The 16582-nt window shown below is 36.0% G+C and carries 18 protein-coding genes and 1 riboswitch; of the genes, 16 read left to right on the top strand and 2 right to left on the bottom strand.

Annotation, left to right across the window (positions count from 1 at the left end):
* Positions 1 to 49 precede the first annotated feature (49 nt).
* Complete coding sequence (locus tag PB01_RS11580; protein ID WP_053588888.1) at positions 50 to 292, bottom strand: DUF2626 domain-containing protein; 243 nt, start codon at positions 290 to 292, stop codon at positions 50 to 52.
* 484 nt (positions 293 to 776) lie between these two features.
* Between PB01_RS11580 and comGA the strand changes: the two genes are divergently transcribed.
* From comGA to gcvPB, 11 genes are all read left to right on the top strand, one after another.
* Positions 777 to 1793 (top strand): competence type IV pilus ATPase ComGA, encoded by a 1017-nt coding sequence (comGA, locus tag PB01_RS11575; RefSeq protein ID WP_151700343.1) that lies wholly within the window; start codon positions 777 to 779, stop codon positions 1791 to 1793.
* Positions 1774 to 2838: a competence type IV pilus assembly protein ComGB gene (gene comGB, locus PB01_RS11570; RefSeq protein ID WP_151700342.1), complete on the top strand. Its 1065-nt coding sequence runs from the start codon at positions 1774 to 1776 to the stop codon at positions 2836 to 2838. The genes comGA and comGB overlap by 20 nt, the downstream gene beginning before the upstream one ends.
* A gap of 16 nt (positions 2839 to 2854) precedes the next feature.
* Complete coding sequence (gene comGC, locus PB01_RS11565) at positions 2855 to 3199, top strand: competence type IV pilus major pilin ComGC (protein WP_151700341.1); 345 nt, start codon at positions 2855 to 2857, stop codon at positions 3197 to 3199.
* Complete coding sequence (gene comGD, locus PB01_RS11560; protein ID WP_192797349.1) at positions 3192 to 3623, top strand: competence type IV pilus minor pilin ComGD; 432 nt, start codon at positions 3192 to 3194, stop codon at positions 3621 to 3623. The genes comGC and comGD overlap by 8 nt, the downstream gene beginning before the upstream one ends.
* Positions 3616 to 3924 (top strand): type II secretion system protein, encoded by a 309-nt coding sequence (locus PB01_RS11555; protein ID WP_151700339.1) that lies wholly within the window; start codon positions 3616 to 3618, stop codon positions 3922 to 3924. The genes comGD and PB01_RS11555 overlap by 8 nt, the downstream gene beginning before the upstream one ends.
* Positions 3903 to 4358, top strand: coding sequence for a competence type IV pilus minor pilin ComGF (gene comGF / locus PB01_RS11550; RefSeq protein WP_192797348.1), 456 nt, complete (start codon positions 3903 to 3905; stop codon positions 4356 to 4358). Before PB01_RS11555 ends, comGF begins: the two co-directional genes overlap by 22 nt.
* Positions 4336 to 4527, top strand: a complete 192-nt coding sequence (locus PB01_RS11545; protein WP_151700337.1) for a hypothetical protein — start codon at positions 4336 to 4338, stop codon at positions 4525 to 4527. The genes comGF and PB01_RS11545 overlap by 23 nt, the downstream gene beginning before the upstream one ends.
* Before the next feature lie 29 nt (positions 4528 to 4556).
* Entirely contained in the window at positions 4557 to 5069 is a 513-nt protein-coding gene (locus PB01_RS11540) for a shikimate kinase (RefSeq protein ID WP_151700336.1), read from the top strand.
* Positions 5070 to 5185: 116 nt separating this feature from the next.
* Positions 5186 to 5280, top strand: a riboswitch (glycine riboswitch).
* A 155-nt stretch (positions 5281 to 5435) separates the two neighbouring features.
* Positions 5436 to 6539 (top strand): glycine cleavage system aminomethyltransferase GcvT, encoded by a 1104-nt coding sequence (gene gcvT, locus PB01_RS11535; protein WP_151700335.1) that lies wholly within the window; start codon positions 5436 to 5438, stop codon positions 6537 to 6539.
* A 23-nt stretch (positions 6540 to 6562) separates the two neighbouring features.
* Positions 6563 to 7909: an aminomethyl-transferring glycine dehydrogenase subunit GcvPA gene (gene gcvPA / locus PB01_RS11530; protein WP_151702041.1), complete on the top strand. Its 1347-nt coding sequence runs from the start codon at positions 6563 to 6565 to the stop codon at positions 7907 to 7909.
* The gene (gcvPB, locus tag PB01_RS11525) at positions 7902 to 9362 is read left to right on the top strand and encodes an aminomethyl-transferring glycine dehydrogenase subunit GcvPB (RefSeq protein WP_151700334.1); all 1461 of its coding nucleotides are present in this window, start codon (positions 7902 to 7904) and stop codon (positions 9360 to 9362) included. Before gcvPA ends, gcvPB begins: the two co-directional genes overlap by 8 nt.
* An 859-nt stretch (positions 9363 to 10221) precedes the next feature.
* On the opposite strand, the gene PB01_RS11520 is transcribed toward gcvPB, so the two are convergent.
* Complete coding sequence (locus PB01_RS11520) at positions 10222 to 10584, bottom strand: rhodanese-like domain-containing protein (RefSeq protein WP_151702040.1); 363 nt, start codon at positions 10582 to 10584, stop codon at positions 10222 to 10224.
* Positions 10585 to 10707: 123 nt separating this feature from the next.
* On the opposite strand from PB01_RS11520, the gene PB01_RS11515 reads away from it, so the two are divergent.
* The 5 genes from PB01_RS11515 (at position 10708) to efp (ending at position 16542) form a co-directional block, all read left to right on the top strand.
* Complete coding sequence (locus PB01_RS11515) at positions 10708 to 11544, top strand: lipoate--protein ligase family protein (protein WP_151700333.1); 837 nt, start codon at positions 10708 to 10710, stop codon at positions 11542 to 11544.
* A gap of 162 nt (positions 11545 to 11706) precedes the next feature.
* On the top strand, positions 11707 to 14274 hold the full coding sequence (locus PB01_RS11510; protein ID WP_404815082.1) for a vitamin B12-dependent ribonucleotide reductase: 2568 nt from the start codon (positions 11707 to 11709) through the stop codon (positions 14272 to 14274).
* Between the two features lie 129 nt (positions 14275 to 14403).
* Complete coding sequence (locus tag PB01_RS11505; protein WP_151700331.1) at positions 14404 to 14832, top strand: hypothetical protein; 429 nt, start codon at positions 14404 to 14406, stop codon at positions 14830 to 14832.
* Between the two features lie 73 nt (positions 14833 to 14905).
* Entirely contained in the window at positions 14906 to 15967 is a 1062-nt protein-coding gene (locus tag PB01_RS11500) for a M24 family metallopeptidase (RefSeq protein WP_151700330.1), read from the top strand.
* Positions 15968 to 15984: 17 nt separating this feature from the next.
* Positions 15985 to 16542, top strand: a complete 558-nt coding sequence (gene efp / locus PB01_RS11495; RefSeq protein WP_151700329.1) for an elongation factor P — start codon at positions 15985 to 15987, stop codon at positions 16540 to 16542.
* Positions 16543 to 16582 lie beyond the last annotated feature (40 nt).

Genomic DNA, 16582 nt, shown 5'->3' with positions numbered 1-16582 from the left:
ATAATAAAAAGCAGCTCAAATTATTGAGCTGCTTTTTTGAGATGTATAATTAATGCCCAGCGCCTGGTACGTGAATAAACGTAGTGTAGTATGTAAAACCGGCGAAGAAGAACATTAAGTAAGCTCCGAAGATGTACATATACATACGTTCGGAAAGGTTTAAGAAGCCTAAAAGAAGGAAAATTCCTGTATTAGCTAAAAATAGTAAAGAAGCTTCTGTCATATCACCTAAATAAAACATAACTGCAAAAATCCCTGTCCAGAAAGCCATCACTTTATACATATTGCCCATTTGTAGTCCCTCCTTTTGCAACGACACAAATATTCTCCTATTCATTATAAATGAAATAGTTCATACATGTAAACCGAATATTATCTTTCTAACTATATTACACCACACATTGTCACAAAAATGTGTATTTTATTAGTTTGTTGATCAGCATTTAATGTTAGCCTGTTCCAACTATAAAATATTAGTCGCTATTTTCAACAAACGAATTTACAACCATTATAGAACTTCTATTTGATATATGCAATTTTTAAAATGCACATACTTATAATCAGATTGAATAAAGTCATTTATAAACAAGGCACTCGGTATATAGTTGCTTTTAGATTGCTTTGAAAAGAAGATAAAATACATAAGAAGATACACCAAATTATATGAATTAATTGAAAATTAAATAAAATTACTTTCATTCTATTTAATTTTAGATTATACTAGGATTGTACAAGTTGTAGCGGTCGCAACTTGTAACTGGAGAAAGGAAAAATGCATGCAACAAATAGAAAATATTGTAGAACAAAAATGTTTTCAATTACTTAAAAAAGCACATAGATTTGGTGCTTCTGATTTGCACATGATTCCAAACGAAGAGAACTATTTTTATTACTTTAAGAAAAACTCTCAAATGTTTGAAGCAGGGAAGCTTCCCCTAAACATGGGTGAACGTATTATTTCATACTTCAAGTTTTTATCCTCTCTTGATATCAGCGAAAAAAGAAAACCACAAAGCGGTTCTTTTAAACAGATTTTCAACTCTCAAAAATTTTCTTTTCGTGTTTCTACTTTGCCTTCTGTTTTTGGCAAAGAATCATTAGTTATACGTCTTCAACAACATGATAATGCAAAGCTCTTACATTCCTTATCATTATTTCATGATGCTTCCGACAAAATTGTGGAACTTGCAAATAATCGGCAAGGATTGATTCTTTTTGTTGGTCCCACAGGGTCAGGAAAGTCAACTACGATGTATTCACTTACAAAATATTGTTCGGAAAATTTAAATAGGCATGTCATTTCACTGGAAGACCCAGTTGAAAATAGTCAATCTCATCTATTGCAAATCCAAGTGAACGAACGCTCCGGTGTAACTTATGCTTCAGGGTTGAAAGCTATATTACGACACTCACCAGACGTTATTATGATTGGAGAAATCCGAGACGAAGCAACAGCAAAAGCAGCCATTCAAGCAGCTCTCACGGGCCATCTTGTCGTCTCTACTATCCATGCAAAAGATGCAGTGGGTTCATTTTATCGTTTGATAGATCTTGGAATTTCTTCCGAAGAGTTAAAGCAAACGATTATTGGAATAGTTGCGCAAAGGCTTGTAACGGTATCTCTTACCAAGGAGCCGGAGTTATCAGCTATTTTTGAAATTATTTCGGATGAATTTTTAGTGGAAGCATTGAACTCACTTATGACTGGGAATGATTTTCAAATTCCTTATTCTTTAACGCTTTCTTATCAAATAGAGAGAGGAGTAAGGGAAGGTGTTATTCCAAAAAATTAATAATTATTTTGCTAGGGAAGAAGAAACCATTCCGTTAAGTGTTCAATCCTCTTTTTTAAAAAGATTGAGTGATTTATTAAAAGAAGGTTATACATTTCATGAAGCAATTTCTATGTTGTTACCTTTTCATGTTAAAAAGTCGGATCTCGTGATTCAAAAAATGACGGAAGTGCATAAAAATGGATCAAGTGTTACGGAAGTATTTAAGCTGCTAGGATTCCCTAATCGATTACTGCTTCCTATTAATCTTGCTACGATACATGGACAGCTTCAAGAAACTGTGTCGGTTTTGGGAGTTCAATCAGCTATTTTTGAAAGTGCTAGAAAAAGATTAAATAACTTATTAATGTACCCTTTGTTTCTTTTTGTTGTTATTTTTTTGTTGTTTACCATATTTCGAATTTATTTTCTACCTAATATGGAGTCTCTACTTGGGACAAGGACCACATTAGAATCAGAAAGCTCTATTATCTGGACAAATGTTTTACTGCATTTACCCAATTATTTTTTAATTGGTATGGCAATTGCCATTGTAACTATATCGGTCGTAATTTTTGTAGTGCGTAAAAAAAATGCAAAAAAACAACTTGCATTTTATGGGAAATTACCTCTAGTAAATAGTTGGTACCATTTATTCTTGACTAGAGTCTTTTCAAGAGAAATGGGGGGACTAATAGAAAGTGGCATATCCATACAGCAAGCTTTTGACGCACTCGTATCTCAAGAAGAACATATTACGCTTCAATTTATCTCGAAACAAATGAGAGAAAAAATTGTACACGGTGAATCATTTTCTGAAGCCGTCCTGTTATCAAATTATTTTACAAAGGATTTCCAACTTTTTGTCACACATGGAGAAAATAGTGGTTACCTTGGAAGAGAGCTGACATTGTACAGTGAATTTTTAACAGAAAGAATTGAAACGAAAATATCCAAGTATTTAAGTGTTTTACAACCTACCCTTTTTTTGATACTGGCTATTTTTATAATAGGTGCTTACTTAGCTATTCTTCTACCAATCTATGAAATGATAAATATTGTATAAGAGGAGAGAAAATAGGATGAAATTTGTAAGAAATAGCAAAGGTTTCACGCTTGTGGAAATGATGATCGTGTTGCTAATAATTTCTATTTTAATACTTATTACTATTCCAAATGTAACAAAACATTCCGCGTCTATTGATGATAAAGGTTGTAAAGCTTTTGCACGTATGCTCGAGGGTCAAATTGAAGCATATAAAATTGAGAAGAAAAAGGTTCCAACTTTAGACGAATTATCCAAGGAAGGTTATTTGAAAGGGGATAAAACATGTCCAAATGGAACGGTAGTTATTATTAATCCTGATAATGGAAGCGTCTCTATCGAAGGTGAAGTAGCATCGGGTTCTGAAGCAAGTGGTGGTTAAATCAAATGAAAGAGGATTTACGTTAATCGAATTGCTGCTCGTTTTGTCTATAGTCATGGTTATGACATCTTCTATTATTTTTGTTGCTACTTCTAAGCTTGAGGAGGTAGAGGAAAAACGCTTTTTTAAGCAATTTCAATTGGATGTTCAAAGACTTCAGAGTATATCGATTGGGGAGCAAAAATATACGTATATCAATTTTAAGGAAAATGGTTCAAAATATACTGCCAAATCCTCAAATGTAGAATTATTTGAATTCGGGATGCCAATTGGTATTCGGTTATCAAAAGATAGCCCCTTAAAAGATATTGCCTTTCACCCAAATGGATCGGTAAAAGAATTTGGCACATTATTATTTGAAACAAAGAATGGACTAAAAAAAGTTACGCTTTATATTGGAAAAGGCAGGATGAATTATGAATAACAGCAGAGGGTTCTCTTTGCCTGAAACAATTGTTTCTTTAAGTGTTATTTTTCTAATTGCAACAACTCTGCTTCCATTATTGAGTAATATGGCAACGCAGCTTGAAGAGAAAAGACGAAAATATCATTCTTCTATTGTCATGCATGAGGGCATAAAAATGCATATTGCAGAAAATATCTTAGGTGGGAAAATGCATATGGATAACCTACTATACACATTTGAAATCGATGAGGAACAAATCTGTGTGAACTATGAAGGGATGCGAGAGGAGAAATATAATTGCTTATCAATTTCCTTTTGAAAGGAAACAAAGAAGCTGGGTATACATTAATAGAAGGAATTATCCAACTATCGGTATTAATGGTATTTTCTCAAATATTTGCAATAACGGTCGGATTGCTACATAAGACGGAAGATAATGTGACAAATCCAACTGAGATAGATTGGGCACTTTTTATACAGGACGTAGAAACCTATTTAGATAATGTAGAAATATTAATAGTGCAAAGAGAAGATATGGGTATACGTTTTCGAAAAAATGGAGAAGAGTTTGATATAGAGCTATATGAAAATTTAATTAGAAAACAGAAAAATAGATTAGGTCATGAACAGATGTTGCTCCATGTAAAATCTATTTCAGTCAACCTTGAAGGAAATTCATTGAAGTTTGCTGTAGAGTTTATGAATGGGATAAAAAAGGAGCACATATTATATGTTACATTTCATTCAGAATGAGAAAGGGGTATTACTTCCTGCCGCCATTTTATTGCTATTAATCGTTTGTTTTTCATTATTTACGATAACTGCTGCATACCAATCAAAATATCGAACGTATGATTCGTTGGAATTGAGCAATATTAATGCTACTATCAAAAGAATAGAAAATTTTAACGAACACGAATAATAATCCTGGTATGTAGTGAGTGGTGAATCATGTACAAAGTATATTTAGTCGGTTTTATGGGAAGCGGAAAAAGTGCAGTCGGTAGAAGGTTGAGCTATTTATTAAAAATGCCATATTATGATATGGATAAAGAGATTGTGAAAAATGAAAAGAAGAAAATTCCAGAAATATTTGAGCTAAATGGAGAGGCGTACTTTCGAAAATTAGAAACAGAATTCCTTCAAAACTTTCGAAAGGAATCGTGTATCATTTCAACGGGTGGTGGAGTTGCTATGAATGATGAAAATATAAGGATAATGCGTAAAACTGGTTTAGTTTTGTTTTTAGATGCAACCTTCCAAGATATTTGGATCAGAATAAAAAATGATAAAAATAGACCGATTGTACAAAGTAGTACGAGAGAAGAATTGGAGCAGTTATATAATAAGCGGAGAAAATTTTATAAGAAATCAGCGCATATTACAATTTTTACAGAGAATCGCCCCTTAAGACAAGTGACAGAATATGCTGGATATCAAGTGAATAGGTTGAAAGGCGAATAATTAATTTTGTTTCATGGATAACGTTCGCGTTTGAGGTAATTTATTAAAAAGATTGCTTCCTTTATCTTTCAATGTTAGGATATAGACAAAGCGAGTGAATAATACAGATATAGCGGATGAGCATACGGGGAGAGAACGCATTCGATGCGTCGCCGAAGGAGCAAATAATGAATTTTATGAATCTCTCAGGCAAAAGAACTCGTATAGGACGCAACTCTGGAGAGTGCTTTCGTTTATATTACGCAAAGCCACCAAAGAGGAAAGCCATTTTGGTAAACTTTCAGGTGCCAGGACAGAGAACCCCTGTTTTTTAAAAGGGGTTTTTCTGTCCATTTTTGTGTGAAAATTCAAAAGGGGGAGATTTTTTTGTCGGAACAGTTGAAGCGTACACCACTATTCGATGACTATGCAACTTATGGAGGAAAAACAATTGATTTTGGTGGCTGGGAATTACCTGTGCAATTTTCTAGTATTAAAGAAGAACATGAAGCAGTGAGAACAAAAGCTGGATTGTTTGATGTTTCTCATATGGGTGAAATAACAGTTACAGGTTCAAAAGCTGAAAATTTTCTACAAAAGCTGATGACAAATGATGTTTCCAAGTTAGTAAGTGGTCAAGCACAGTATACTGCAATGTGTTATGAAGATGGTGGTATTGTGGATGATTTATTAGTTTATAAAAAAGAAAACAACAACTACTTATTAGTAGTGAATGCGTCCAATATTGAAAAAGATTTTGAATGGATGAAACAAAATACAATTGATGATGTTGAACTAAACAATAAATCGGATGAATATGGTCTACTTGCATTGCAGGGTCCATTAGCACAAAACATTCTACAAAAGCTAACTTCTAAAAATCTTGATGAAATCCGATTCTTCCGTTTTGCGGATAATATCGAAGTAGCTGAGAAAACAGTTCTTATCTCTCGTACTGGCTACACTGGAGAAGATGGATTCGAAATTTATGCAGCAAACACTGATGTTTCTGACTTATGGAGCAGTATCCTTAAAGCTGGAAAAGAAGATGGACTTCTTCCTTGTGGACTTGGAGCACGTGATACATTACGTTTTGAAGCTTGCCTTCCTTTATACGGCCAGGAGTTATCCAAAGACATTTCTCCACTCGAAGCTGGTTTAGGATTCGTAGTAAAACTTAAAAAAGAACAAGAATTTAATGGTAAATCTGTATTGGCTAATCAAAAAGAAAATGGTTCTCCTCGAAAAAGTGTTGGAATTGAAATGATTGACAAAGGTATTCCACGTACTGGATATCCAGTGTTCGTTGGTGAAAAGCAAATAGGCTTTGTTACGACAGGTACTCAGTCACCTACACTGAAAAAAAATATTGGTCTGGCATTAATTGACGCAACATTTGCAGAACTCGGTCAAGAGTTAGAAGTTGAAATTAGAAATAAACGTCTGAAAGCTGTTACTGTAGCCACGCCATTTTATAAAAGACAAAAATAATTGCAGAAAGAGGTTGTCCATTGATGAAGCATCGTTATCTACCAATGACTGAACAAGATCAAAAGGAAATGTTAGATGTAATCGGCATTTCTTCCGTTGATGAATTGTTTGCAGATATCCCTGAGAAAGTACGATTTAAAGGAGAATATAATATTAAACCTGCGAAAGCGGAGTCGGCTTTATTGAAAGAATTATCTGTGCTAGCGGATAAAAATGCGGATAGCAAAAAATACGCATCATTTTTAGGTGCTGGTGTGTATGATCATTTTAAGCCAATCATTGTAGATCATGTTATATCTAGATCTGAATTTTATACAGCATATACGCCATATCAACCAGAAATCTCGCAAGGAGAGCTTCAAGCTATTTTTGAATTTCAAACGATGATTTGTGAATTAACTGGAATGGATCTTGCGAACTCGTCTATGTATGACGGTGGAACTGCTTTAGCAGAAGCAGGAAATTTAGCAGCAGGACATACAAAAAGAAAAAAACTTTTAGTTTCTGAAGCGGTTCATCCGGAATATATTGATGTTGTGAAAATGTATGCAAAAGGTCAAAATGTAAACGTTGTTACGATCCCTTCAAAAGATGGTGTGACGGACTTATTAAAACTAGAAGAATTAGTAGATGAAGAGACTGCTGCAGTAATAGTCCAATATCCAAACTTCTTTGGTCAAATTGAAGATTTAGCTAAAGTCGAGCAACTAACACATGAACAAAAAGCGTTATTCGTTGTTTCTACAAACCCACTTGCTCTAGGAGCGTTAACTCCACCTGGTAAGTTTGGAGCAGATATTACAGTTGGAGACGCTCAACCTTTTGGAATTTCTGAAGCATTCGGTGGACCTCACTGTGGTTTCTTTGGAGTAACATCTAAATTAATGCGTAAAGTACCTGGGCGACTAATTGGTGAAACAACAGATGAAGAAGGTCGTCGCGGATTTGTATTAACGCTACAAGCACGTGAACAACATATTCGTCGCGATAAAGCAACTTCTAACATCTGTTCTAACCAAGCATTAAATGCGCTTGCTGCTTCTGTAGCAATGACTGCACTAGGTAAAAAAGGCGTGAAAGAAATGGCTATTCAAAATATTACAAAGACACACTATGCAAAACAAGCATTTGAAAAAGCTGGCTTTGTTATTCCATTCAAAGGCGCTCATTTCAATGAAATCGTTGTAAAAGTGAATGGTTCAGTTGCAAATGCAAATAAAGCACTACTTGAAAAAGGAATAATCGGTGGATTCGACTTAGGTCGTGTAAACTCAGACCTTAAAAACCATGTGTTAATCGCTGTTACAGAACAACGAACAAAAGAAGAGATAGATGCACTCGTGCAAGAAATGGGGGCTCTTTATGCATAAAGATAATCAACCACTAATTTTTGAAATTACGAAAGAAGGCCGTGTAGGGTATAACCTACCCGAATTAGATGTGCCAGAAGTTGATTTAGCTTCACTTTTACCACAAGGTGTACTTCGCGAGGTAGAGGCTGAATTACCAGAGGTATCTGAGTTAGATATTATGCGTCACTATACAGCACTTTCTAATCGTAATCACGGTGTGGATACTGGGTTTTATCCACTAGGTTCTTGTACGATGAAATACAATCCAAAAATAAATGAATCAGTTGCGCGCTTCCCGGGATTCGCTAATATTCACCCATTACAAGACGAATCATCTGTACAAGGTGCAATGGAGTTAATGTATGATCTTCAAGAGCATTTAATCGAAATTACTGGTATGGACGAAGTGACACTACAACCGGCCGCTGGTGCGCATGGTGAATGGACAGCTCTTATGATGATTCGTGCATTCCATGAAGCAAATGGGGATACTCACCGCACCAAAGTAATCGTTCCTGATTCAGCACATGGAACGAATCCGGCATCTGCAACAGTCGCAGGTTTTGAAACTATTACGGTGAAATCGGATAATAATGGTTTAGTAGATTTAGAAGATTTACGCCGCGTAGCTGGTCCAGATACAGCAGCCTTAATGCTTACAAATCCAAATACCTTAGGTCTTTTTGAAGAAAGCATTTTAGAATTAGCTGAAATCATCCACGGTGTTGGTGGTAAATTATACTATGACGGAGCAAACTTAAACGCTGTTATGTCAAAAGCTCGTCCAGGGGACATGGGGTTTGACTGTGTTCACTTGAATTTGCATAAAACATTTACAGGTCCACATGGTGGTGGTGGTCCAGGTTCTGGTCCGGTAGGAGTGAAGGCTGACCTAATCCCATTCTTACCAAGCCCAGTTCTTGTAAAAGAGGATGAAAAATATACTTTCGATTACAATCGTCCACAAACGATTGGTCGTGTAAAACCATTCTACGGAAACTTTGGAATCAATGTACGTGCTTATACATATATTCGTTCAATGGGTCCAGATGGTCTAAAAGCAGTAACAGAATATGCAGTATTGAATGCAAATTATATGATGAGACGTTTGGAAGAATACTTTGATCTACCTTATAACCGCCATTGTAAGCATGAATTTGTATTAAGTGGTCGTCGTCAGAAGAAATTGGGTGTACGCACACTTGACATGGCGAAACGCCTGCTTGATTTTGGCTATCATCCACCAACAATCTACTTCCCTCTAAATGTAGAGGAAGGTATGATGATTGAACCAACAGAAACAGAGTCTAAAGAAACATTAGATGCTTTCTGCGATGCAATGATCCAAATTGCAAAAGAAGTAGAAGAAAATCCAGAAATCGTTCAAAATGCACCACATACAACGGTCATCAATCGTTTAGACGAAACAAAAGCTGCTCGTCAGCCGGTATTACGTTATAAAAAAGCATAGAAATACGGTGCGGTCCTAAAATGGATCGCACTTTTTTACTATCAATTCGTAAGAAAAAGTAATTTAGCTTTGTCCCAAAAATAATATAGCGCTTAATGAATAGTCTAGATATATTACGTCGTAAGAAAGTTGCCGCTGGGATTTCCGCTGCAGGTCGGACGCTTTCCACCGGGTGAGCGATGAGCCTTCACCGCCGCTACGCGTTCGTTGTGAAGGCTCATTTGCCCACAGAGGGTCGAAGGCTAGAAGCGCCACATCGTGTGGCAACACAGTCGTGACCAACATCCTGTAGGCCTCCGGTAGGAGTCGCCGCCCTTTCGCTCCACCCCAGAAGAAACATATTAACTATTCAATAGTATTGCGCAAAGTTATCCACTCTACTAATCCGGACATTATCACCCAATAAATAATGCACAACATACGGAATATTTTCAATGGAGACATATAATTTAATGCAAAGTTAAGGCTTTAATAAGAGAAAGTAGTGGCAATCTCCCCGTGATTTGACTCGTCCAATCATTTATTGGATTTTGCTTTAGATAATATAGTTAAGATTAATAAGTGAACAGTAACACTGAATAGTTAGCAAATATGCTGGATTGCAGCGGTAGGTGGCGACTCCGAAGGGATCAGGGAGACAGATGAGACAGCACAAAAGGCGCACAAGCGACGGTGCTGGCTCATCGCTCCCCCCTCGGAAAGCGTCCACCTAGAGCGGAAATCCTGGCGGTCACTAAGACGCATTATATCTAAAGTGTGAATTTAATAAATTATCGCACCATCATAGTTACTTTAGGTTTGGTATGATTAATGAGAAAATAGAAAAAGGCTCTTCCTTTTAGGGAAGAACCTTTACATATTATTTAGATTTTATTTTGCCAGTCCAAGTTTTGAATCCACCTTGAAGCTGATTCAAATCTGTACATCCTTTTTTCTTTAAAAACATGGCTGCACGAGCACTTCTTGCACCACTTTGACAATATAGATAAACAGGTTTGTCTGGACGAATTTCATTAAAACGTTGTCGAAGTTGTGACGAAGGAATATTTCTTGCCCCAAGAACATGTCCTGCATCAAATTCTTTTGGTTCTCTTACATCAATTAATTGAGCCTTACGGTAACCCTCAATAAACTGTTCTTGCGTAAGATTTGTAACGGCTTTCTTCAGACGGAACGCTTGTACACCAGCATAAGCTAGCAATATGACAAGTACAGCGATCATAATGTATAAAATAGTAGACACGGTCTTTCCCCTTTCTATGTTTCCATACTCATTATAAAAGATTAACTAGATACAATTCAATCTATTTGATAAAATGAATAACGTTGTTAGGGGGAATTTGTTATGGAAAAGACAAAATGGTACTTTATTAATTCTGGACCTTGTAGTCCATCTTATAATATGGCGTTGGATGAAGCACTACTTGATTGGCATAGTGAGGGACTTATACCACCAGTCATTCGATTCTATGAATGGAATCCGGCTACATTGTCCATTGGTTATTTTCAATCTGTTGAAAAAGAAATAGATTTAGAAGCAGTGGAGCGTTTAGGTCTTGGTTTTGTTCGTAGACCAACCGGTGGAAGAGGAGTTCTACATGAACATGAGCTTACGTATAGCGTTATAGTATCTGAGAAATATCCTGACATGCCTGCTACCGTTACGGAAGCTTATCGTGTAATTAGTGAAGGATTATTACTTGGTTTTCAAAATCTAGGTCTAGATGCTTATTTTTCTGTTCCTGACACAGAAGAGAAAAAAATAGATTTAAAGAAACCGAAGTCAGCTGTTTGTTTTGATACTCCAAGTTGGTATGAACTTGTTGTGGAAGGAAAAAAAGTTGCTGGTAGTGCACAAACGAGGCAAAAAGGTGTTATACTTCAGCACGGAGCAATTTTATTGGATTTAGATGAAGATAAACTGATTCAGACGTTTAAGTTTGCTTCGAATGAGGTAAGAGATAGGGTAAAAGCAAGTTTGTCGAAGAAAGCAGTTGCTATAAACAAAATAAGTCAAAGTCCTGTATCAATCGACGAGTGTAAAATAGCTTTTAAACATGGATTCGAAGATGCTTTACACATAGATTTAGTAGAAATTACACTAAGTGAAGCGCAAGAACAGTACGTGAAAGAGCTGGAAGAGAAGCGATATGCAAATGATGTATGGAATTTTAAAAAATAATTATATTTTTTTTAGTCCTTTAGTACATTGACTGTTGATACGCTTGCGTTCGTAGCTAATATGCTAATTTGCAAAATAACACAACATATAGTAATCTCATTAGTAATGATACACCATATACAGTATGGTGTATTTTATTTTTTTAATTAAAAGGGAGGCAATATGATGGTATTAGCATCTCAAAATAAAAATGCAACCATTAACATTGAGCAGTTAAACGAAGACATTGAACTATTTCCACAAGTACATCCGATTACAAACGACATGAGATTGACACACAAAGGTGTTTCCCGATTAGTAATGATTGACCGTTATTCATTCAAGGACACGGAAAAGAAAACGCTAAAAGTAGGGGATTTTGTCGTTCTAACTGTAAAAGCTGATCCAAAGTTTCCTGCACGTGGTTTAGGTTTTCTCGTTTCAATTGATGAAGAAACAAACACAGCAGAGGTATTAATTGAAGAGGACTATCGAAGTGCAATTGATGATAGTGATGGGCTTACAACTGGAATTGTTAGACGTTCAATCAATGTTATTGAGAAACCGTTAGAAGTATTTTATGAACAAATAGCAAAACGTAATGCAACTGGTCTTGCTTCTGTAGAAAAAACGGAAGAAAAACGTGCTGAGTGGTTCCAAAAATTCTATGAACAACTTGTTTCGTTGAAATTTATTCCTGCTGGACGAGTTTTATACGGAGCGGGTACTGGGACAGATGTAACCTATTTCAACTGTTACGTAATGCCATTTGTAGCTGATTCTCGTGAAGGAATTAGTGATCATCGTAAACAAGTGATGGAAATTATGAGCCGCGGTGGTGGAGTTGGGACAAATGGTTCTACACTTCGTCCTCGCAACACACTAGCGCGTGGAGTAAATGGAAAATCTTCTGGATCTGTTTCATGGCTAGACGATATAGCTAAACTGACTCATCTTGTAGAACAGGGTGGATCAAGACGTGGAGCACAGATGATCATGCTAGCTGACTGGCATCCAGATATTGCGGAATTTATCATTTCAAAAATGCAAAATCCGCGTATACTACGCTTCTTAATCGAAAATACAAATGATGAAACGATTAAACAATTAGCGAAGGACAAGCTTAAATTTAATCCTTTAACCTTTCAGGAAGAAGCGATGTATCAAGGAATTGTGAACTACAAAGCGATTCCAGGATTAGGTGGTTTCAACGAAGGAATTATTCGTGATGCGGAAACGAAATTACGTGATGGTGGTACGTATACAGTACACAACTCTGAGTTTTTATCAGGAGCAAACATCTCTGTCACACTTACAGATGATTTCATGAAGGCGGTAGAGGAAGATACGGACTTTGAACTTCGTTTCCCTGCGATTGAATCATATACTCCAGACCAAATGGCTAATTATAATAAGCATTGGCATGAAGTAGGAGATGTTCGTGAATGGGAGCAAATGGGTTACGCAGTTCGAACGTACAGAACGGTAAAAGCGAAAGAGCTTTGGAACTTGATAAATGTTTGTGCTACTTATTCAGCGGAACCTGGAATTTTCTTCATCGATAATGCAAATGAAAAAACAAATGCTAAAGCATATGGCCAAAAAGTAGTCGCTACGAATCCTTGTGGGGAACAGCCGCTTGCACCTTATTCAGTTTGTAACTTAGCAGCTGTAAACCTAGCTCAATTTGCAAATAAAGAAACAAGAACTGTTAACTTTGAAGCTTTAAAAGAAACGGTAAGTGTTGGAGTGCGAATGCAAGACAACGTAATTGATGCTACCCCTTATTTCTTAGAAGAAAACAAAGTACAAGCACTAGGTGAAAGACGTGTAGGTCTTGGTGTGATGGGTCTTGCAGATCTTCTAATTTATTGTGAAAAAGAATATGGATCTGAAGAAGGTAATGTTTTAGTGGACGAAGTCTTTAAAACTATCGCATTAGCTGCATATGAAACATCAGCAGAACTTGCCAAAGAACGAGGAAGCTTCCCTTTCTTAACAGCTGATACAGTGGAAGAAACGGATCGTTTGCGAAAAGCATTTACAGAAACAGGATTTATGCAATCTATGCCGGAAGAAATAAGAAATTCTATATTAGAAAATGGAATTCGAAACTCTCATTTATTGACGGTTGCTCCTACAGGTTCTACTGGAACAATGGTAGGTGTTTCTACTGGTCTTGAGCCATACTATTCATTTACGTATTACAGAAGTGGACGTTTAGGGAAATTCATCGAAGTAAAAGCAGATATCGTACAAGAATATCTAAAAGCAAATGCGGTTGCTGATGAAGAAGATCTTCCAAACTGGTTTGTTACTGCAATGGAGCTTTCTCCAGAAGCGCATGCAGATGTTCAGTGTATTATTCAACGTTGGATTGATAGTTCTATATCGAAAACTGTAAACGCGCCTCGTGGCTATACAGTAGAACAGGTAGAAGGAGTATATGAACGATTGTATCGTGGTGGAGCAAAAGGCGGTACAGTGTATGTTGATGGAAGCCGCGATTCCCAAGTCCTAACATTAAAAGCGGAAGAAAATACACAAGATGATGAAAGACACGAAGAAAAGATATTCGAAAAGCGACCGATAGTTTTAATTGATACAATTCAAGATTTACGTTCAACAAACGTAACTATTGGATCAGAAGTGGGAAATACTTGTCCGGTATGTCGCAAAGGTACAGTGGAAGAAATGGGCGGATGTAACACATGTACAAATTGTAACGCGCAATTAAAATGCGGATTATAATATAATCTATTAAACACACATTGACTGTTGATTATTCAATGTGTGTTTTTTTGTATGTAGATAACTTTTATTTATTTTGTTTAATTATCTTCCTTTAGTATCAAACTGTTAGAAAAAGGAGAAGTGAAGATGAAATTAAATGGTTTATCTGTCAGTACTAGTTTTGTAGCAGCATTGCTTTGTATATTTTTTTTGAAAATGATGGAATTTTTTCATTTTATCAAATGGAACCCTATTGGTTATGCAGACAAATTAGAAGTATTTAGTAAGAGTAAAGATTATTGGAAATGGATTATTTTATTTATAGGACTCTGGTGTTTTTGTATTATTCTTTATTATATTAGTTTAATCTTCATAAAAATTCCTGTATCGATTAGTAGTTTAGCGCTGGGGATTATTTTGGCAGTAGCTTTAGAATGGCTTTTCTTGGACAAAATTTCTGTTTCCAAAACAATCAAACATTTATCGATTCCATTTATATGTATCGTCGTTATGCTATTACGATTTTTAATGGAATCCGCCATTTTTCATATGCAGGATAATCCGCTGAGTAAATGAAAATTTACCCCAACCGTTTCCTATGATAAAATAAATAATAGATTTGAATAAGAAAACGAGATGGGGTATAACAATGAAACTTGAAAAATTACGTGCAGCTTTAGAAGAACATGGGGTAGATGCTTTACTTATAACGAATGGATATAGCAGACGATATATGACGGACTTTACTGGTACAGCAGGTGTAGCAATTGTTTCAAAAAATGATGCGGTATTTATTACAGATTTTCGTTATACAGAACAAGCTGCTAGTCAAGTAAAAGACTATCGTATTGTACAACACACGAAAACATTAATAGAAGAAGTTGCCAATCAAGTAACAGAAATGGGCATTAAATCACTTGGATTCGAAAAAGATGATGTTACTTTTAGTGGCTATGAAGTGTATAAACAAGCAATTCAAGCAGATTTAGTTCCTCTTTCAGGTTTAGTAGAAAAAATTCGCTTGATTAAGACGGAGGAAGAGATTAGTATTATAAAGGCAGCTTGTCGCATTGCAGATCAGGCTTTTGAACATATAGTTACATACATAAAACCGGGAATGACAGAGTTAGATGTGTCAAATGAGCTTGAGTTTTTCATGCGTAAACTTGGTGCTTCTTCTTCCTCTTTTGATACAATCGTTGCTTCTGGTGTAAGATCAGCACTTCCACATGGGGTTGCAACAAGCAAAGTTATTGAAGATGGTGACTTTGTGACACTTGACTTTGGTGCACTTTATAATGGATATATTTCGGATACAACTCGAACAATAGCAGTAGGTGAACCGAGTGATAAGTTGAAAGAAATATATCAAGTAGTTTTAGATTCTCAATTACTTGCTTTAGAGAAGATAAAGCCTGGAATGACGGGTAAAGAAGCAGATGCAATTGCTCGTGACTATATTGCTTCGAAAGGATATGGGGAAGCATTTGGTCATTCTTTAGGTCATGGTATTGGTCTTGAAGTACATGAAGGTCCAGGATTATCTTTCCGTTCTGATATTACACTAGAACCAGGGATGATTATTACAATTGAGCCAGGAATATACTTGCCGAATATCGGTGGAGTTCGTATAGAAGACGATGCGATTGTAACAGAAAATGGTCTTGAAAAGCTGACGCATTCGACAAAAGAATTACTAATTTTATCTTAAATTTTGGAGGAATAACAATGATTTCTGTAAATGATTTTAAAACAGGTTTAACTATAGTAGTAGATGGTGTACTTTATCGCGTGCTAGATTTTCAACATGTAAAACCAGGTAAAGGTGCAGCTTTTGTGCGATCAAAACTAAGAAACTTGCGCAATGGATCCGTAAACGAAAAAACATTCCGTGCTGGAGAAAAAGTAGAAAAAGCACAAATTGATAATAAAAAAATGCAATATCTATATGCAAGCGGAGATCAACATGTATTTATGGATACAGAATCTTACGAGCAAATTGAATTAGGTGAGAAACAAATCGAGCATGAATTAAAATTCTTACGTGAAAACATGGAAATTCATATTATTCAATATCAAGGTGAAATACTTGGCATAGAGTTACCTAAAACAGTTACTTTGGAAGTTACAGAGACAGAACCAGGTATCAAAGGTGATACTTCAGGTGGTGGTTCTAAAACAGCAACAGTTGAAACTGGTCTTGTTGTAACCGTTCCACTTTTCATCAATGTTGGAGACAAACTAATCATTAATACAGATGAAGGTTCATACGTTTCAAGAGGCTAATCAATCTGCAAATAGCTATATAAAGAAGTGCTCAACGGAC

The organism is Psychrobacillus glaciei (genome assembly GCF_008973485.1).
Lineage (GTDB): Bacteria > Bacillota > Bacilli > Bacillales_A > Planococcaceae > Psychrobacillus > Psychrobacillus glaciei.
The sequence above is the reverse complement of the archived record's forward strand: the minus strand, read 5'-3'. Positions and strand labels throughout refer to the sequence as shown.